The organism is Aeromonas sp. R10-1, from assembly GCF_040908465.1.
Lineage (GTDB): Bacteria > Pseudomonadota > Gammaproteobacteria > Enterobacterales > Aeromonadaceae > Aeromonas > Aeromonas caviae.
In genome coordinates, this window is sequence record NZ_JBFODT010000005.1 from 19,162 (window position 1) to 35,825 (window position 16,664).

At 62.7% G+C, this 16,664-nt stretch carries 19 protein-coding genes; 10 read left to right on the top strand and 9 right to left on the bottom strand.

Translation table 11 applies throughout. The features are described 5' to 3' along the window. Positions 1-3: 3 nt before the first annotated feature. On the bottom strand, positions 4-357 hold the full coding sequence (locus AB5Y93_RS01290) for a DsrE/DsrF/TusD sulfur relay family protein (RefSeq protein ID WP_368228676.1): 354 nt from the start codon (positions 355-357) through the stop codon (positions 4-6). Positions 358-517: 160 nt separating this feature from the next. Between AB5Y93_RS01290 and AB5Y93_RS01295 the strand changes: the two genes are divergently transcribed. Together AB5Y93_RS01295 and AB5Y93_RS01300 are read left to right on the top strand one after the other, a co-directional pair. After that, positions 518-910 carry a DUF1090 domain-containing protein gene (locus AB5Y93_RS01295; protein ID WP_319908788.1) on the top strand — a complete coding sequence of 131 codons (393 nt, stop codon included), beginning with the start codon at positions 518-520 and terminating at the stop codon, positions 908-910. Between the two features lie 91 nt (positions 911-1,001). Beyond that, positions 1,002-1,259 (top strand): hypothetical protein, encoded by a 258-nt coding sequence (locus AB5Y93_RS01300; protein ID WP_368228677.1) that lies wholly within the window; start codon positions 1,002-1,004, stop codon positions 1,257-1,259. Positions 1,260-1,330: 71 nt separating this feature from the next. Here the strand turns inward: AB5Y93_RS01300 and AB5Y93_RS01305 are convergent, their stop codons facing one another. After that, positions 1,331-1,579 carry a YfhL family 4Fe-4S dicluster ferredoxin gene (locus tag AB5Y93_RS01305; protein ID WP_010675358.1) on the bottom strand — a complete coding sequence of 83 codons (249 nt, stop codon included), beginning with the start codon at positions 1,577-1,579 and terminating at the stop codon, positions 1,331-1,333. A 1-nt stretch (position 1,580) separates the two neighbouring features. Beyond that, entirely contained in the window at positions 1,581-2,945 is a 1,365-nt protein-coding gene (yegQ, locus tag AB5Y93_RS01310; protein ID WP_010675357.1) for a tRNA 5-hydroxyuridine modification protein YegQ, read from the bottom strand. Between the two features lie 443 nt (positions 2,946-3,388). Between yegQ and AB5Y93_RS01315 the strand changes: the two genes are divergently transcribed. Further along, on the top strand, positions 3,389-4,315 hold the full coding sequence (locus tag AB5Y93_RS01315) for a L,D-transpeptidase family protein (protein ID WP_041212511.1): 927 nt from the start codon (positions 3,389-3,391) through the stop codon (positions 4,313-4,315). Positions 4,316-4,386: 71 nt separating this feature from the next. On the opposite strand, the gene AB5Y93_RS01320 is transcribed toward AB5Y93_RS01315, so the two are convergent. From AB5Y93_RS01320 to fldB, 4 genes are all read right to left on the bottom strand, one after another. Continuing rightward, positions 4,387-4,764 carry a VOC family protein gene (locus AB5Y93_RS01320; RefSeq protein ID WP_010673739.1) on the bottom strand — a complete coding sequence of 126 codons (378 nt, stop codon included), beginning with the start codon at positions 4,762-4,764 and terminating at the stop codon, positions 4,387-4,389. Positions 4,765-4,906: 142 nt separating this feature from the next. Continuing rightward, complete coding sequence (locus AB5Y93_RS01325; RefSeq protein ID WP_368228678.1) at positions 4,907-6,247, bottom strand: TldD/PmbA family protein; 1,341 nt, start codon at positions 6,245-6,247, stop codon at positions 4,907-4,909. After that, positions 6,247-7,647, bottom strand: a complete 1,401-nt coding sequence (locus AB5Y93_RS01330; protein ID WP_221366243.1) for a TldD/PmbA family protein — start codon at positions 7,645-7,647, stop codon at positions 6,247-6,249. The genes AB5Y93_RS01325 and AB5Y93_RS01330 overlap by 1 nt, the downstream gene beginning before the upstream one ends. Positions 7,648-8,049: 402 nt before the next feature. Further along, on the bottom strand, positions 8,050-8,568 hold the full coding sequence (gene fldB / locus AB5Y93_RS01335; protein WP_041212516.1) for a flavodoxin FldB: 519 nt from the start codon (positions 8,566-8,568) through the stop codon (positions 8,050-8,052). Positions 8,569-8,751: 183 nt separating this feature from the next. On the opposite strand from fldB, the gene xerD reads away from it, so the two are divergent. Beyond that, positions 8,752-9,651: a site-specific tyrosine recombinase XerD gene (xerD, locus tag AB5Y93_RS01340; RefSeq protein ID WP_042014490.1), complete on the top strand. Its 900-nt coding sequence runs from the start codon at positions 8,752-8,754 to the stop codon at positions 9,649-9,651. A gap of 72 nt (positions 9,652-9,723) precedes the next feature. On the opposite strand, the gene mscL is transcribed toward xerD, so the two are convergent. Further along, the gene (mscL, locus tag AB5Y93_RS01345) at positions 9,724-10,134 is read right to left on the bottom strand and encodes a large-conductance mechanosensitive channel protein MscL (RefSeq protein ID WP_010673746.1); all 411 of its coding nucleotides are present in this window, start codon (positions 10,132-10,134) and stop codon (positions 9,724-9,726) included. Between the two features lie 259 nt (positions 10,135-10,393). On the opposite strand from mscL, the gene AB5Y93_RS01350 reads away from it, so the two are divergent. The 6 genes from AB5Y93_RS01350 to nqrE all read left to right on the top strand — a co-directional run bounded on the left by AB5Y93_RS01350 (position 10,394) and on the right by nqrE (position 16,061). Then, a complete protein-coding gene (locus tag AB5Y93_RS01350) occupies positions 10,394-11,098 on the top strand; it encodes a disulfide isomerase DsbC N-terminal domain-containing protein (RefSeq protein WP_039041117.1) in 705 nt (234 codons plus the stop codon). Continuing rightward, on the top strand, positions 11,064-12,794 hold the full coding sequence (gene recJ, locus AB5Y93_RS01355; protein ID WP_368228679.1) for a single-stranded-DNA-specific exonuclease RecJ: 1,731 nt from the start codon (positions 11,064-11,066) through the stop codon (positions 12,792-12,794). Before AB5Y93_RS01350 ends, recJ begins: the two co-directional genes overlap by 35 nt. Before the next feature lie 151 nt (positions 12,795-12,945). Beyond that, the gene (locus AB5Y93_RS01360; protein WP_368228680.1) at positions 12,946-14,127 is read left to right on the top strand and encodes a MerR family transcriptional regulator; all 1,182 of its coding nucleotides are present in this window, start codon (positions 12,946-12,948) and stop codon (positions 14,125-14,127) included. A 39-nt stretch (positions 14,128-14,166) separates the two neighbouring features. Next, positions 14,167-14,670, top strand: a complete 504-nt coding sequence (locus tag AB5Y93_RS01365) for a GNAT family N-acetyltransferase (protein WP_368228681.1) — start codon at positions 14,167-14,169, stop codon at positions 14,668-14,670. A gap of 306 nt (positions 14,671-14,976) precedes the next feature. Continuing rightward, complete coding sequence (locus tag AB5Y93_RS01370) at positions 14,977-15,270, top strand: hypothetical protein (protein ID WP_010673751.1); 294 nt, start codon at positions 14,977-14,979, stop codon at positions 15,268-15,270. A gap of 191 nt (positions 15,271-15,461) precedes the next feature. Further along, entirely contained in the window at positions 15,462-16,061 is a 600-nt protein-coding gene (nqrE, locus tag AB5Y93_RS01375; protein WP_368228682.1) for an NADH:ubiquinone reductase (Na(+)-transporting) subunit E, read from the top strand. Between the two features lie 33 nt (positions 16,062-16,094). Here the strand turns inward: nqrE and AB5Y93_RS01380 are convergent, their stop codons facing one another. Then, entirely contained in the window at positions 16,095-16,583 is a 489-nt protein-coding gene (locus AB5Y93_RS01380; RefSeq protein WP_368228683.1) for a GNAT family N-acetyltransferase, read from the bottom strand. Positions 16,584-16,664 lie beyond the last annotated feature (81 nt).

Here is a 16,664-nt window from a genome sequence, read left to right on the forward strand (position 1 = left end):
CGGCTAGAAGGTCAGCACCTTGTCGGCGGCCAGAGTCCATTGAGCCAGCAAGAGGAGGGTGCTTATCTCTATGCCCTCGACAAGGGGTAGCGGGGTGATGCCGCGCGCATCGGTGCAACTCTTGCAAAGCCGGATCCGGGTGCCCTGAGCCAGCAGTATCTCCAGCATCTGGCGCAGGTTGTAGCCCTCGGCCGGAGCCTGCCCGGCCAGAGCAGCAGTGACGGCATCCGACATCAGGAAGAGGTTGAGGTCTACCTTCCCCTCCTCTTTGAGGGCGATGCCGAGGCGCAGGGCATTGAACAGGGACTCGCTGCCATAGGGGGCGCCGTTGGCAATGATGAGAATGTGTTGGGTCATGTGGCTCTCCTGATTGAAAGGGCCATTGTAGCCTCGGCGAAAGCGGCCCGGCATGATGCAGAGCACACTCTGTCGTAGCCCGGCCCCGTGTGTCTTGACCTCACACAGGGAGTCAGGTCTCATGGACGGCCATCCAGTATGACAGAACAAAGAGGTTGTTATGTGGAAGAGCGCCGGAATAGGCTTATTGTTGTTGGCCGGACAAGCCTATGGTAGTGAAAACATCGGCTGCAAGGCCAGAGAGCAGGCCGTGACGGATCAGCTTGCGTTCGCCAGGGCGCACAACAACCAGGAGCAGGTCGCCGGCCTTGAGCGGGCACTGCGCAATCTGGAGGCCCATTGTACCGATGCCGGGCTCCTTGAGGAGCAGCAACGCAAGGTGGTCAAGCAGAGGGAAGAAGTGGAAGAGCGGCTGGCCGAGTTGCAGAGCGCACGGGTATCGGGCAAGCCGGACAAGATTGCCAAGAAGCAGTCCAAGCTGGAGGAGTCCCAGGCCGAGTTGCTGGAAGCCCAGCGCGAACTCGAGGCGCTGCAAAAACTGGTCAAACCCTGAGGGAAGGGCAGCGCAATAGAAAAAGCCGGGCATGCCCGGCTTTTTCTATTTTTGGATAATGCACTCCGCGCGTGTCAGACGCGGACTGCCTGTGCATCCGCACGAATTTCTCCATCAACTGATCTTCGGTTTCCACCCTATGGACGGGATCCCGGAGGATGCCGTCCATGGGGCGCAGACGCTGATGCAGGTGCTACAGCTACTGCATGTGCATCCGCACGAATTTCTCCATCAGCTGATCTTCGGTTTCCACCTTATGGACGGGATCCCGGAGGATGCCGTCCATAGGGCGCAGATGCTGATACAGGCTTACTGCCTGTGCTTCCGCACGAACTTTTCCATCAACTGATCTTCGGTTTCCACCCTATGGACGGGATCCCGGAGGATGCCGCACATGGGGCACAGACGCTGATGCAGGCGTTACTGCCTGTGCATCCGCACGAATTTCTCCATCAGCTGATCTTCGGTCTCCACATGGGCGGGATCCCAGATGATGCAATCGATGGGGCAGACGCTGATGCAGGTCGGCTTCTCATAGTGGCCGACGCATTCGGTGCAGCGATCCGGGTCTATCTCGTAGATCTTGCTCCCCAGGGTGATGGCCTGGTTCGGACACTCCGGATCGCACATGTCACAGTTGATGCACTTGTCGGTGATGAGCAGTGCCATCTCAGGCCGCCGAGTGAGGTTGACGGGTATCCTCTCGCTCGCCGAGATTGCGCAGCAGGATGCCGTAATTCACGTCGATCTCCTTGGGAACCGGCACGTAGACCACGTGGCCGTTACCCGGTGCGGTGTCGATTAGCTCGCCCTTGCGGTTCTGCATCTGCTCCAGGTTGAAGCTGAGGTTGCCCTGGGGGGTCATCAGCTCCAGGCTGTTGCCCAGCAGGAACTTGTTCTTCACCTCGACTTCGACCATGTCACCGTTTCGACCGGTGATCTCGCCGACGAACTGCTGGGTGTCGGAGACGGAGTAACCGTAGTCGTAGTTCTGGTATTCGCTGTGGTTGTGACGGCGCAGGAAGCCCTCGGTGTAGCCGCGGTGGGCCAGGTTCTCGAGGGTGCCCATCAGTGTCGGATCGAACGGACGGCCAGCCACCGCATCGTCGATGGCCTTGCGATAGACCTGGGCGGTACGGGCGCAATAGTAGAAGGACTTGGTGCGGCCTTCGATTTTCAGGGAATGAACGCCCATTTTGGTCAGGCGCTCGACGTGCTCGACGGCGCGCAGATCCTTGGAGTTCATGATGTAGGTGCCGTGCTCGTCTTCAAACGCGGTCATGAACTCGCCCGGGCGGTTGGACTCTTCCAGCAGCACCAGGGCATCGGTCGGCTTGCCTGCGCCCAGGGTCGGATCCACCTTTTGCACGGCGATGGGCTCCTGGCGGTGGACGATCTGGCCCACGTCATCTTCCTTGCCCTCGTGCACCTTGTACTCCCAGCGGCAGGAGTTGGTGCAGGTACCCTGGTTGGGGTCACGCTTGTTGATGTAGCCGGAGAGCAGGCAGCGGCCGGAGTAGGCCATGCACAGCGCCCCGTGGACGAAGACTTCCAGTTCCATCTCTGGCACCTGCATGCGGATCTCCTCGATCTCGTCGAGAGACAGCTCGCGGGAGAGGATGGCACGGGTCAGGCCCATCTGATGCCAGAACTTCACCGTGGCCCAGTTGACCGCGTTGGCCTGCACCGAGAGGTGGATAGGCATGTCGGGGAAGGCTTCGCGCATCATCATGATGAGGCCGGGGTCTGACATGATGAGTGCATCCGGCTTCATATCCACCACGGGGCGCATGTCGCGGATGAAGGTCTTGAGCTTGGAGTTGTGGGGCTGGATGTTGGCCACCACATAGAACTGCTTGCCGAGGGCATGGGCCTCGTTGATGCCGAGCTGCAGATTCTCGTGATCGAATTCGTTGTTGCGTACCCGCAGGCTGTAGCGCGGCTGGCCCGCATAGACGGCGTCTGCGCCATAGGCATAGGCGTAGCGCATGTTCTTGAGGGTCCCGGCAGGGGAGAGCAATTCTGGTCTGAACATGTTGGACTCTTTTATCTGATTGCAAATCAGGACGGCGCCACCTGATGGCGTCGTGTGGGTTCATCGGTGGCGCGACCGTCTTCGACGCACGGCCATCCGATGGGGGTACATCGGAGCAGGAGGTGACTCGATACTCCGGATATACGGGGTGCGAGATTGTACTCGTGACCGCCTCGTCATGCAATTTGGGACGGCCTTGACATGCCTGCGCCATGTTCATTTTACGCTCAGACTGGGGTTGCTAGAGTGCAAGGGGTGAAAGATGCCCCAGAGTTGGCAGTGAAATGGATCTTTTCGGCGAAAAAGACCATCTCCAAGTTGAAATTTTGCCCTGCTCGGGAAAGAATGCGCGCTCGGTTGTTGGTCCCCGGTGACGGGCCCACAAGAGACCGATGATGAGCAGGGCAAAGGCCCACAGGAACAGGAAACCATACAGGAATTTTATGAATCCCCTTCGCATTGCCGCTTCGGCTCTTTTATGTACGCTGGCGCTGGTCAGCCAGCAGGCCGCCGCCGTTGAATACCAGCTGCCTGCAGCCAACAGCCGCCTGATCGGTGAGAACCAGGAATACGTGGTGCCCGCAGACAACCGTCCGCTGGAGCAGATCGCCTCCGACTTCCAGCTGGGTCTGACCAACATCATGGAAGCCAACCCCGGCGTCGACCCCTACCTGCCCAAGGCGGGCAGCACGCTGATCATTCCCCATCAGCTGATCCTGCCCAACGCTCCCCGCGAAGGGATCGTCATCAACGTGGCGGAGATGCGTCTCTACTACTACCCGAAGGGCAAGAACGTGGTGCATGTGCTGCCCATCGGCATCGGCCAGCTCGGGGTCAACACCCCGGAGAACTGGATCACCAAGGTTGAGCGCAAGCGTGCCAACCCGACTTGGACCCCGACCGAGAATATCCGTCGCCGCTACGCCGCCCAGGGCAAGACCCTGCCCGCGGTCTGGCCGGCCGGCCCGGACAACCCCATGGGCCTGCACGCGCTCTACATCGGCAACCTGTACGCCATCCACGGCACCAACGCCACCTTCGGCATCGGTTTGCGGGTGAGCAGCGGCTGCGTTCGCCTGCGCGCCGACGATATCAAGTACCTGTTCGATCACGTGCCGGTCGGCACCCGCGTCCAGTTCGTCAACCAGCCGGTCAAGACCACGGTCGAGCCGGATGGCGGTCGCTACATGGAAGTGCACGAGCCGCTGTCGCGCACCGAGGAAGAGTTCAACTCCACCGCCTCCGTGCCGCTGCCCATGACCCCGGCTACCACCCGCTTCATCGCCCACGCTGACAGCGATTCCAACGTGGTCAAGCAGGTGCTGGAACAGCGTACCGGCATCCCGACCCGCCTCAATCCAGAGGCGTAATGGCCGGCAAGTGCAGTTAAACAACAACGGCGACCATCAGGTCGCCGTTGTTGTTTCTGCATATCCGGACGTCAGCTGGCTGGCGGAGCATAGAGGGCCAGCCAGTTGCCTTCGGTATCTTCGATGATGACCCGGGAGCCATGACCGCTGCCGATGCTGTGCAGAGGCTCCAGCACCCGCCCGCCGAGCCGGGGGACCAGCAGCTCCGCCTCCTGCAGCCTGTCACCGAGGGAGAGATAGATGAGGGGACCGGCACCGCCGGGCTGGTGATATTTGTCCATGGGGCCGAGACAGGCCGCCGCGTTGCTGCCGTCGTGGCGCAGCATGGCAAAGCGCATGGTCTCTTCCTGGATGGGGGTGACCTGCACATCGAGCAGGGCCGAGTAAAAGTCCATGGCGCGATCCAGATCCCGTGTCGGAATGTCGGCCCAGACCAGGGTGTTGTCCATCGTCGTATTCTCCAGAGTTCCCGGCCAACGCGGTCGGTGGCTCTTTGAGGTTAGAAGTGGCGGTCGGGGGGCGCCATGGATAAAAAAGCGGCGCCTAATGGCGCCGCTTTAAGGGGGGAAGAGCCGAGTAAGGCTCCCCCTCTTATTTGCCGGCAATGCTGAGCCCGCCAAAGCGGATCAGCGGGGCATAGAAGTCCTTGCCATCGTCGTGGTGCAGCTGGTTGCCGATCGCTTCCAGCTCCCCGAGCAGGCGATAGAAGTTGCCCGCCACCGTGATGCCGCGTACCGGCGCCACGCGCTCGCCATTTCGGCAGAGGAAGCCGGAGGCGCCGAACGAGAAGTCGCCGCTCACCGCATCGGCCCCGGAGTGCAGGCCGTCCAGCTTGACCAGCTCCAGGTACTCACCGCTTTGTACCTCGGCCTCGCCGTGGGGGCCGAGCCCGAACACCAGGTGACGAGGGGCCACGTCCAGGGCACTGCGGGCACTGCGGGCGGCTGCACCGTTGCTCGTCACGCCGAAGTGACGGGCGGTGGCGCTGTTGTGCAGCAGGGTCTTGAGCTCCCCCTCGCCGATGAGCAGGAGATCCGAAGTGGCGGCCCCTTCGCCGTCAAACGCCTTGATCTTCATGCCCCCCGGCATATAGGCACGACTCTCCAGGGTGAGCCAGCGAGAAGCCACGCTTTGGCCCAGCTTGTCGCGCCAGGGGTTGATCCCCTGCTGGGCCCACTTGCCAGACAGGGCGGACTGGAAGCAGCCAAACAGGCTGGCAAAGCAGTGGGTGCTGAAGATGACGCTGTAGCGACCGCTCGGCATCGCCTCACCCATCAGCAGGCCATCGGCCACGGCGTGGATCTGGTGGATGAGAGGCTGGCTCTCCAACTCGTCGAAGCGCCGTGCGTACTGTCCCTGGTAGTGCATGGACTGGCGGCCCTCCCGCTCGATGAGAGCGGAGCTGTGGCAGCCGACGCTGAATTCCTGATGTTCGCAGAGGCTGCCCTGGCTGTTGGCAAACCAGAGGCGGCTCTCCCCCTCGAAGAAGCCGTTGTAGGGGGCGCCGGTCACGTCCGGCAGGGCCAGCATGTCGGACTCGAGGCGCAGGGTCAGGGCGATCTTCTCTTCCACCGCCGTGGTGTCGGCCTGATGTATCTCGGCGCAGTCGGTGATGAGCCTGCTCTGCTGCACTGTGATGCGCTGATCCGGGTCCACCTTGGCGAAGCGGCTCGCATCGAGCGCATCCTGCACCATGGCGTCCAGGGCCGACGCGTCGAGGGACTCGGAATAGGCGATGCCGACCCGGCCTTCCTTGATGAGGCGAATGCCGATCTGTTGGCTGCTGGTGACCTTGTATTCACTGAGTTCGCCCTTGTCGGCCTTGAGGGAGAAGGCTTTCTCCTGATTGGCGATGACGTCAGCCTCGGCACCCAGATCGGCGACCTGGTCCAGCAGACGGGCAAGCAGTTGGTTCATGTCGAGTTGGCTCATCAGGCGTTCCCTCCGACCAGGATATTGTCAACCTTGAGCGGCGGCTGGCCGACCGAGGCTGGAATGGATCCGGAGACCGAGCCGCACATGCCGGCGGAGAGGGCCAGATCGCGCCCCACCATGGAGATCTCCTTCAATACCTGCGGGCCGGTGCCGATCAGGGTGGCCGACTTGAGGGGCCGGGTGATCCTGCCCCCCTCGATGAGGTAGGCCTCCTGCACGTTGAAGTTGAACTCGCCGGTACCGGGCTGCACAGAGCCACCCCCCATCCGCTTGGCATAGATGCCGTGTTCCACGGTTGCCAGCATGTCGTCGAGGCTGTAGTTGCCCGGTTCTATATAGGTGTTGCGCATGCGGGAGGCGGGGGCGAACTTGTAGGATTCCCGGCGCCCGGAACCGGTGCGGGCGTAGCCGGTGCGAAGGGCCCCCATTCTGTCCACCAGGAAGCCGGTCAGCACGCCGTCCTTGATGAGCTGGGTGTGCTGGGTCGCCATCCCCTCGTCATCGACGTTGATGGAGCCCCAGGCGTTGCCCTGCAAGCCCTCGTCCACCGCGCTGACCGCGGGGTTGGCGATGAGCTGGCCCATCTTGTCGTGGAACACTGATGCCTTCTTGGCCACCGAGGTGGTCTCCAGCAGGTGACCGCACGCCTCGTGGAAGATGACGCCGCCAAAGCCGCTCTCCATGATGACCGGCAGCTTGCCGCTCGGGCAGGGGGCGGCTCCCAGCTTCACCAGTGCCTGGCGGGTGGCGGTGAGAGCCAGCTCGCGGGGATCGATGCTCTCGGCATGCTCCCATCCCTTCATGGCACCGGGGGCTTCATAGCCTACACTCTGCTCGCCCCCGTCCAGGGCGATGGTCTGGGCCATGATGCGGTTGTAGTGGCGGCGATCGCTCACCTGGGCCCCTTCGCTGTTGAAGATCTCCACCTCCTGCTCCCAGCCGAGCACGTTGCCCGAGAACTGGCTCACCTTGTCGCTCTCGGCGCGGGCCGCAGCGTCCATGGCATGCAGGTAGGCGATCTTCTGCTCCAGCAGCTTGTCGGCCGACAGCGGCAGAGCGATCGGGTTGCGGTCGGTCAGGCGGGTGAAGTCAAAGGCGGTGGCGGTGACCACGGGGTCACGCCTGTCCTTGGCCGCCAGCAGGGTAACGATACGCAAGAGCTCGTTGCGATCGGCCAGGTTGGTGTAGCCGTAGAGCACCTTGTGGCCGTAGCACAGGCGAACGCCGATACCGAAGTCGAGACCACCGCTGATGTTCTCTATCTGGCTGGAGAGCAGGCTGAGCTGGCTGCGGCGCTTGCGCTCCACAAACAGCTCGGCGAAGTCGGCACCCAGCGCCAGCGCGTGATCGAGCACGTCGCGGGCGATGGCGGGGGCCAACAGGGAGAATGAAGTCATAGAATATCCTTTTCTGGTCTGTCCGTTTGCTTCCGACACCCGGCGTTGTGTTGTTATGGGGGGTCGACCTCATTGTTGCAGACCAGAAGCAAAAAGTCGCTATAGCGTCAGCCGATGATACCAAACGAGAAAATCGGTGCGATTTATGCGCCCGGCAGCCCGAGCGCAGGCTACCGGCAGGGGAGGTTGGCGCCTCTCATGGCGCTCGCTTGATATCTGGTTGACCCACGGCTCGATACGGGGTCGATCTGGTCGTCCATTGGTTGGCGTCGTCGAACATCCAGGCTATCAGGGTCAGAGCAGTTCGTGGATCTCGCTCAGGATCTGGTCGACCCACTGCTCGATGCGGGGTCGGTCTGGTCGTCCATTGGCTGGCGTCGTCGAACATCCAGGCGATCAGGATCAGAGCAGTTCGTGGATCTCGCTCAGGATCTGGTCGACCCACTGCTCGATGCGGGACTCGGTCTGGTCGTACTGGTTGGCGTCATCGAGGGCCAGCCCGACGAAGTGACGGCCATCGTCGATGAGCGCCTTGGAGGCGTCAAACTCGTACCCCTCGTTGGGCCAGTAGCCCACCAGCTTGACCCCCTTGGGGACCAGCTGATCGTGCAGCAGGCCGAGGGCATCCTGATACCACTCCCCATAGCCCAGCTGATCGCCCATGCCAAACAGGGCGATGATGCGTCCCTCCAGATGCAGGTCGGCGATGTCTTCCCAGCGGGATTCCCAGTCCTCCTGCAGCTCGCCGAAGTCCCAGGTGGAGATGCCCAGGATCAGGATGTCGTACTCCTGCATGCGGGCGAGGGGCACATCCTTGATGTTGTGGAGATCGACCAGCTCGGGGCCGATGAGGGCGCGGATCTTCTCGGCGGCCATCTCGGTGTAGCAGGTGGTGGAGCCATAAAACAAACCTATCTTCATCGCTCTTCTCTTGATCGCAGTCGGCAAGGGGCGTGACCGGCACAGCGGCGCCCGGGGGGAGGGCGCCAGTCTAGCAGATTGCGCCGGGCTCTTCACCGCCTGAGGGGATGTGCAGCCTTGCCTTGCGGCCCGGGTGGGTCGGCACGTTACAATGGCGACCTGTTTCCCTGAGCGCGGCGCACCATGAGCAAAGCAGAATCCCATCCCCTGATCGAGCCGTTTCTCGACGCCCTCTGGCTGGAGCGGGGGCTTTCCGACAACACGGTCAGCTCCTATCGCACCGACCTGGAAAAATTTGCCCTCTGGCTCGATGAACAAGGCGGTTCCCTGCTGCTGGCGGGGCTGGATGACATCCAGCACTACCTCGCCTGGCGGGTGGACCACCAGTTCGCGGCCAGCAGCACGGCCCGTTTCCTCTCGGCCCTGCGCCGCTTCTACCAGTACCTCAATCGCGAGAAGCTGCGCAGCGACGATCCCACCGTGCTGCTGGAGGGGCCAAAGCTCCCCAAGAAGCTGCCATCGGATCTGAGCGAAGCCGAGGTGGAGGCGCTGCTGCAAGCCCCCCTGGTGGACGATCCGCTGGAGCTGCGGGACAAGGCGATGCTCGAGCTGCTCTACGCCACCGGGCTGCGGGTGTCCGAGCTGGTGGGGCTGACCGCCGAACACGTCAGCCTGCGCCAGGGGCTGGTGCGGGTGGTGGGCAAGGGCAACAAGGAGCGCCTGGTGCCCATGGGGGAGGAAGCAGTGCACTGGCTGGAGCGCTACTACCGGGAGGGGCGCACCCTGCTGCTGGGTGGCACCAGCTCGGACGTGGTGTTCCCCTCCAAGCGGGCCCGGATGATGACCCGCCAGACCTTCTGGCACCGCATCAAGCTCTATGCCCTGAGAGCCGGCATCAGGGGGGAGCTCTCCCCCCACACCCTGCGTCACGCCTTCGCCACCCACCTGCTCAATCACGGCGCCGATCTGCGAGTGGTGCAGATGCTGCTGGGCCACGCGGATCTCTCCACCACCCAGATCTATACCCACGTGGCCAACGAGCGGCTCAAGGCACTGCACGGCCAGCACCACCCCAGAGCCTGATCGCCTCACCGGCCTTGCAACAAAAAACCGCCCGAAGGCGGTTTTTTTCAGCACACGACAGGGAGGAAACGGTTATTTCCCCTGCTGGGATTTCAGCAAGTCGCGGATCTCGGTCAGCAGCTCCTGATCCTTGGTGGGGCCGGCCGGGGCAGCGGCTTCCTCTTCCTGCTTCTTCTTCAGGGTGTTGATGGCCTTGAGCCCCATGAAGATGGCGAAGGAGATGATCAGGAAGTCGATACAGGTCTGGATGAACTTGCCGTAGGCGATGACCACGGCAGGGGCATCCCCTTCGGCGGCCTTCAGGGTCACGGCGAGATCGCTGAAATCCACGCCCCCCAGGATCAGCCCGATGGGGGGCATGATCACGTCTCCCACGAAGGAGGAGACAATCTTGCCAAAGGCGGCACCTATGATGATACCGACAGCCATGTCGATCACATTGCCCCTGGATGCAAAGGCCTTGAACTCTTGAATCAGACTCATTTTTCCCCCTAGAAATGGACGACGTGCCACCTGAGCGCACGTCGATTTGAATAATAAAACATCAGCAAAACAGAGGGATGACTAAAGATGTCTCCCGTCGTCCTGATTAGCTTGCGGGGCTCAAGCCCGATTGGCAACCTGTCATCCCGTGATTTTTTCTTGCGGACGTTATTAATCGATCACTAATTAAGGTCTTTGGGAGAGGGAATTGTCTGGGTTACCTTATGAGACCCTTCAATCATGCCAAGTGAATGAGCTGATGCGATATTTACTGCTGGGAATGATGCTGCTGTGCGCTTTTGCGGCCAGCGCGGGGATGGACCCCCATGTGTTGAAACAGACCATAGAGCAGCGCCTCGGTGTGCAGGTCTACCTGGTGGACGAGACCCCCATGCCGGGCCTCTATCTGCTGGGCACGGCCCAGGGACTGCTCTACAGCGATGCCAGGGGAGACTATGTGCTGCAGGGCTCCATGCTGGATCTGGCCCACGACATGAGAAACCTCACCCGGCTCAGCCAGCAGCAGCAACGCAGGCTGGCGCTCTCCCAGATAGGGGAGGCCCGGCTCTGGCTCAAGGCCACCCCTGAACGCCACCGCCTCACCCTGTTTACCGATCTCGCCTGCGGTCCTTGCCGCATCGCGCTGGAGGAGTTGCCCCGCTTGCAGGCGAGGGGCGTGAGCGTGCAACTGCTGCCTGCGCCTGTCGCCGCCTCGGATCAGGCTAGCTGGTGCGATCCCGGGCTGCTGCGCGAACTCAACTTCAGCGATCGTTTGCCTGAGAGCGGCTGTAATGCGATCCTTGCCCATCATATCGGCCTGAGCCAATGGCTCGGGATCAAGGCGTCACCGAGCTGGGTCCTGCCCAATGGCGACCTGGTGCGTGGTTACCAGAGCCCCGAACAACTGCTCAAGATACTGGATCACATCAATGCCCCTGCAAATCCGTCGTCGTCCGCGAGTTGATGATTCCCATCTGCCCGCCACCCTGCACCCGCTGCTTCGCCAGATCTTCGCCAGCCGCGGGGTAGAAGACCCTGCCCTGCTGGAGCGCAGCGCCAACCAGCTGCTGCCGCCCCAGCGCCTGTTCGGCATGGCGCAGGCGGTACCGCTGCTGGCCGAGGCGCTGACGGGGCAAAAACGCATTCTCATCGTCGGTGACTTTGACTGCGACGGCGCCACCAGCTCGGCGCTGTGCGTGCTGGCCCTGCGCGCCATGGGCGGCCGCCACATCGATTTTCTGGTGCCCAACCGCTTCGAGTTCGGTTATGGCCTCACCCCGGAGATCGTCGAGCTGGCGGTGGCCCGCGGCGCCGAGTTCCTGATCACGGTGGACAACGGCATCTCCAGCATCGCCGGGGTGGCGGCGGCCAAGGCGGCCGGTATGCAGGTACTGGTTACCGATCACCATTTGCCGGGCCTGGAGCTGCCTGACGCCGACGCGATAGTGAACCCCAACCAGCATGGCTGCGACTTCCCCTCCAAGTCGCTTGCCGGGGTCGGGGTCGCCTTCTATCTGATGGCGGCCCTCAACACCCATCTGCGCCAGAGCGGCTGGTATGAGCGTCAGGGGCTGCGCGCCCCCAACGTGGCGGATTACCTGGATCTGGTGGCCCTCGGCACCGTGGCCGACGTGGTAGCGCTCGATGGCAACAACCGCATCCTGGTTCATCAGGGTTTGCAGCGGATCCGGGCCGGCCGTTGTCGCCCCGGCATCCAGGCGCTGGTGGATGTGTCGGGCCGCGACGGTCGTCGCCTGTGCGCTGCCGATCTCGGCTTTGCGCTGGGGCCGCGCCTCAACGCGGTGGGCCGGCTCGATGACATGTCCCTCGGGGTCGCCTGTCTGCTCTGTGACGACATCAACCTGGCGCGCCAGTTCGCTTCCGAAATGGACAGCCTCAACCAGGAGCGCAAGGAGATCGAGCAGGGGATGCAGCAGGAGGCGCTCGCCACTTTGGAGCAGATCCGTTTTCGTGACGGCGAGGTGCCCTCCGGCATCGTGCTGCACCGGGACGAGTGGCATCAGGGGGTGGTGGGGCTGGTGGCCTCCAAGGTGAAGGAGAAGTACTACCGCCCGGTCATCGCCTTTGCCGAGAGCAGCGAGACCGAGCTCAAGGGCTCCGGGCGCTCCATCCCGGGGGTGCACCTGCGCGATGCGCTGGAACTGCTCGATACCCGCCACCCCGGCTTGATGGGCAAGTTTGGCGGCCACGCCATGGCGGCCGGGTTGACCCTGCCCAAGGCCAATATCGAGGCCTTCGGGCGGGCTTTTGAGGCGGTCATCGGCGAGCTGGTGACCCCTGAGCTCTTGACCGGGGTGCTGCTCACCGACGGCGAACTGCTGCCGGACGAGCTCACCCTCGAGCTGGCGGAGCTTATTCGCGCCTCCGGCCCCTGGGGTCAGGCCTTCCCCGAGCCGCTGTTTGACGGCGAGTTCGTGCTGGTGCAGCAGCGGCTGGTGGGGGAGAAGCACCTCAAGATGATGCTGACAACCGATTCCGGCCACGCGGTGGATGCCATCGCCTTTGGCGTCGACTTGCAGCGCTGGCCCGATGCCTCGGTGAAGCGGGTGCGGCTGGTCTACCGGCTCGACGTCAACGAGTGGCGCGGCAACCGCAGCGTGCAGTTGCTGGTGGAGCATCTGGAAGCTGCCGGCCTCTGATTCCCGCGAGTCTCTCTTGCTGCCGATGACGGCCACCTCAGGGTGGCCGTTTTTTTATGGTGTGAACCCGGATGTGGTCGTTGACCCGTCTATTGCTTCACAGTTTAAGCTTCCCTTCATCGGGTCACGGACCCCTCAGCGAGTGGTTGTCATGAAAATATCCGAACTGGCCCGGCGCTGCGGCCTGGCCCGCTCCACCCTGCTCTATTACGAGAAACTGGGGGTGATTGCGGGCACGAGGGGCGCCAACGGCTATCGCCACTACGACGATGACGATCTGCAGCGGCTGCGGATGGTACAGGCCCTGCAGGCCGGTGGCCTCAGCCTCAAGCAGTGCCTCGCCTGTCTGGCGGGCGAGCTGGAGCAGGCGACACTGGAAGCCCGGGTCAGGGAGCTGGATGAAGAGCTGGCGCGGATGCAACGCGCCCGGGATCTGCTGGCGGATCTCGCCGGTTTGCGTGCGCACTCCGGCGACGAGTTCAAGGCCTGGCAGCGGCAACTGCAGCATCAAGCCCCGCAGGCCTACTTTGCCTGGGTGATGAAGCAGGGATTCAGTGAAAAAGCGCGTTACCACCTGCAGTGGCTCAGCAAAGACATGAACGAACATGAGCGCTACATCCGGGATTTCAAGCTGCTGCTGGACGGCATGAGCTATTGGGGGCCGGGCGATAGCCTCTTCACACAGCAGCAGTTTGCCGCGCTGCCCAGCCAGCCTCGCCGGATCCTCGACATGGGCTGCGGGCGCGGCGCCGCCACCCTGGCGCTGGCACAGGTGACGGACGCCACCATCGTAGCCATCGATCTGGACGAGGAGGCGCTGGCCGCCGTGGCGAGATCGGCCAGCGCGGCTGGCTTTGAGCAGGTCACTACCCTGTGCGCCAACATGGCGGCGCTGCCGGCAGACCTTGCCCCCGCCGATCTCATCTGGGCCGAGGGGAGTGCCTACACCATCGGGGTGGCCAACGCCTTGCAGGCATGGCGGCCGTACCTTGCCGGCCCTGCTGCCTACCTAGTGCTGAGCGACCTGGTGTGGCTGACTGACACGCCCCCAGAGGAGGCGCTGGCGTTCTGGCAGCGAGATTATCCCGCCATGCAGACCCTGGCGGGCCTGCTCAAAACGGTGCAGGAGGCGGGTTATCGCTGTCTGTGGCATACCCCGTTGCCGCAAAGGGCCTGGGACAACTATCTGGACCCCATCGAGCGCAATCTGGCGCGCCACCGTGCCGAGCTGGGGGATAGCCCCGCCTGGCAGGATCTGAGCCGGGAAGTGGCCATCCACCGCCAATACCTGGGCAGCTACGGTTATGTGATCTGCTGCCTGCAGACAGTCTGATCAGGCCATCCATTGCAAGATAACAAACGGAGAAAACTTATGAACATCATCATTCGGTCCGAAACAGGCGCCGATCACGACGCCATTGAAGCGCTGACCGTGGCCGCGTTCCTCAATGCCCCCCATACCGATCACAACGAGCAGCTGATCGTGCGTGACCTGCGCCAGGCCGGGGCACTCAGCCTGTCGCTGGTGGCGGAGCAGGCGGGACGGGTGGTCGGCCACCTCTGCTTCTCGCCGGTCACCATCAGCGATGGCTGCCCGCACTGGTATGGTCTTGGTCCCATTTCGGTCTCTCCTGCGCTGCACGGCAAGGGGCTGGGGTCACGGCTGATGGAGGTGGGTCTGGCCGAGCTCAAGGGGATGGGGGCGGCCGGCTGCATGGTGCTGGGGGATCCCGGCTTCTACGGCCGTTTCGGTTTCGTGCCCGAGCCGGGGTTGACGCTGCCCGGCGTGCCGCCCGAGTACTTCATGACACGCTCGTTCGGCGCTGCCATGCCCAGTGGTGAAGTGTGCTACCACCAGGCCTTCCAGCAGGGGTGAGCCCTCACCTTGAGGAAGACGCAAGTCGCTTTCTCAAGGTGGTGCAACCTTGTCGGTTTTAGGGAATGAGGCGGTGTTTAATATCAACCTTTCTGATATCTCATGGTGGAAAATGCAATAAGTGACGGTATTGTGATATATTCCACCTGTAATTTTTCTTGACGGACAGCCCCCTTGTCATCCTCTCGCCGCCCCTCGTCATGGCCGATGGTGCTTGCCATCGCCTGCCTTCTCTGGCTTGCCGCTGCGGCGGCGGCAGGGGTCGTTGCAACACCGGGAATGGAGACGCAAGGGCAGGAGCGGCCGATGCTGTTCCATGAGCCAGCTAACCCGGGGCTTGCCGACAACGTCAGCCTGCCGCCCGCTTCCCAGTGGCGGCTCGGTTTCGAGCAGGGACGGCGACTGGAAGGGGCCGCTCATGCCGAGCTCTACCAGATGCTGCTGGCCTGGTTCCAGCACGAGATCCTCGGCCTGCTCTGTGGCCTGCTGTTCTTCCTGCCCCTCATCTACCTCAGGCAGCGGCCCGACTACTTCGGCGCTCTGCACACACGGCGGCTTCGCTGCCACCACCTGCAATATCGCTTCTGCCAGGGCGACTAGGTTCACCAGCCGGGCGCCCGCCCGTTTGAACCCCGTCATTGAGTACCGCTGACCGGGCTGCTCGGCAGTCTGGCGGCTGCCGTGGTCATTACCGGGTGCTGCGCCAGCTCTCTCTGTAAACGTCATCTTCGCGACTGGCCGTTGGCCGGGCGCGGACGTGCTCTTATTGCAACCAAGTGGTGAACTCATTCATGGACTATTACGTCAATCTCTTCATCCAGTCGATCTTTGTGGAAAACCTGGCGCTGGCCTTCTTCCTTGGCATGTGCACCTTTCTGGCCGTCTCGAAAAACATCAACACCGCCTTCGGTTTGGGCATGACGGTGCTGGCGGTCATGGTGATCGCCATCCCCCTCAACAACCTGATCTACCGCCATATCCTGCGTCCCGAGAGTACCTTCCTCGGCGAGTTTGATCTGAGCTTTCTCGATTTCATCGTCTATATCGGGGTGCTGGCGGCGCTGGTGCAGGTGATGGAGATGGTGCTCGACAAACATTTCCCGGCGCTCTATCACGCGCTCGGCATCTATCTGCCGCTGCTGACGGTGCATTGCGCCATCTTCGGCGGGGTGATGTTCATGGCCCAGCGGGATTACGACTTCATCGAATCCGTGGTGTACGGGGCGGGCTCAGGGCTGGGCTGGCTGCTGGCCATCGTCGCCATCGCCGGTCTGCGCCAGAAGATGAAGTATTCGGATGTGCCAGAGGGGCTGCGCGGTATCGGCATCACCTTCATCGTGGCGGGGCTGATGTCTCTCGGCTTCATGTCTTTTTCCGGCATCTCGCTCTGAGCCATGGGCCGGGTGGTGGCCCAATGAAGGTGCTCAATCCAGACGCTTTGCCATGTTGTAGCCCGTGATGGTGAAGCCCAGTGCCTGATAGAGCGCCAGTGCCCTCGGGTTGTCATGGGCCACCCTCAGCTTGATCTGGTGGATGCCTAGGGGGGCGAGCTGCGCTTCCAAGGCGGCCATGGTTGCCTTGCCGAGGCCGCGACCACGATGGGGCGGTGTCACATAGAAGTCGTAGATGAAGGTGGTGCCGGCGGCGGCGTCGATGGCGTGCCAGAGATAGCCCAGAGGCTCGCCCGGCGCGTTCGAGGCTTCAGGTACCATGGCGAGCAGGTGATGACCCGGGGTGGCGGCACCCAGTGGCAGGAGCTGCTGCAACGAGGCGTCGGCCTGACGGTGGGCGTCAGGCAGCGCCATCCCGTGGTTGCTGGCAAGATCCTGGGCGTAATCCTCGATGAAGTAGTCGCGATAGGCGGGAAAGTCTGCGTCACGCAGGGGGATCAGGCGAACGGTGAGAGTCGGCATCCGGCACAGCACTCCAGAGAAGGGGAGTGGCCACGTTACGCCAGAACGGCGCCAATCACAAAGGGACAACCGCTGCCTGCG

Bases quoted from the DNA above. Each gene is read 5' to 3' on its own strand.
- AB5Y93_RS01290 (WP_368228676.1), bottom strand. From the start codon at position 357: ATGACCCAACACATTCTCATCATTGCCAACGGCGCCCCCTATGGCAGC.
- AB5Y93_RS01295 (WP_319908788.1), top strand. From the start codon at position 518: ATGTGGAAGAGCGCCGGAATAGGCTTATTGTTGTTGGCCGGACAAGCC.
- AB5Y93_RS01305 (WP_010675358.1), bottom strand. From the start codon at position 1,579: ATGGCACTGCTCATCACCGACAAGTGCATCAACTGTGACATGTGCGAT.
- yegQ (WP_010675357.1), bottom strand. From the start codon at position 2,945: ATGTTCAGACCAGAATTGCTCTCCCCTGCCGGGACCCTCAAGAACATG.
- AB5Y93_RS01315 (WP_041212511.1), top strand. From the start codon at position 3,389: ATGAATCCCCTTCGCATTGCCGCTTCGGCTCTTTTATGTACGCTGGCG.
- AB5Y93_RS01320 (WP_010673739.1), bottom strand. From the start codon at position 4,764: ATGGACAACACCCTGGTCTGGGCCGACATTCCGACACGGGATCTGGAT.
- AB5Y93_RS01325 (WP_368228678.1), bottom strand. From the start codon at position 6,247: ATGAGCCAACTCGACATGAACCAACTGCTTGCCCGTCTGCTGGACCAG.
- AB5Y93_RS01330 (WP_221366243.1), bottom strand. From the start codon at position 7,647: ATGACTTCATTCTCCCTGTTGGCCCCCGCCATCGCCCGCGACGTGCTC.
- fldB (WP_041212516.1), bottom strand. From the start codon at position 8,568: ATGAAGATAGGTTTGTTTTATGGCTCCACCACCTGCTACACCGAGATG.
- xerD (WP_042014490.1), top strand. From the start codon at position 8,752: ATGAGCAAAGCAGAATCCCATCCCCTGATCGAGCCGTTTCTCGACGCC.
- mscL (WP_010673746.1), bottom strand. From the start codon at position 10,134: ATGAGTCTGATTCAAGAGTTCAAGGCCTTTGCATCCAGGGGCAATGTG.
- AB5Y93_RS01350 (WP_039041117.1), top strand. From the start codon at position 10,394: ATGCGATATTTACTGCTGGGAATGATGCTGCTGTGCGCTTTTGCGGCC.
- recJ (WP_368228679.1), top strand. From the start codon at position 11,064: ATGCCCCTGCAAATCCGTCGTCGTCCGCGAGTTGATGATTCCCATCTG.
- AB5Y93_RS01360 (WP_368228680.1), top strand. From the start codon at position 12,946: ATGAAAATATCCGAACTGGCCCGGCGCTGCGGCCTGGCCCGCTCCACC.
- AB5Y93_RS01365 (WP_368228681.1), top strand. From the start codon at position 14,167: ATGAACATCATCATTCGGTCCGAAACAGGCGCCGATCACGACGCCATT.
- AB5Y93_RS01370 (WP_010673751.1), top strand. From the start codon at position 14,977: ATGCTGTTCCATGAGCCAGCTAACCCGGGGCTTGCCGACAACGTCAGC.
- nqrE (WP_368228682.1), top strand. From the start codon at position 15,462: ATGGACTATTACGTCAATCTCTTCATCCAGTCGATCTTTGTGGAAAAC.
- AB5Y93_RS01380 (WP_368228683.1), bottom strand. From the start codon at position 16,583: ATGCCGACTCTCACCGTTCGCCTGATCCCCCTGCGTGACGCAGACTTT.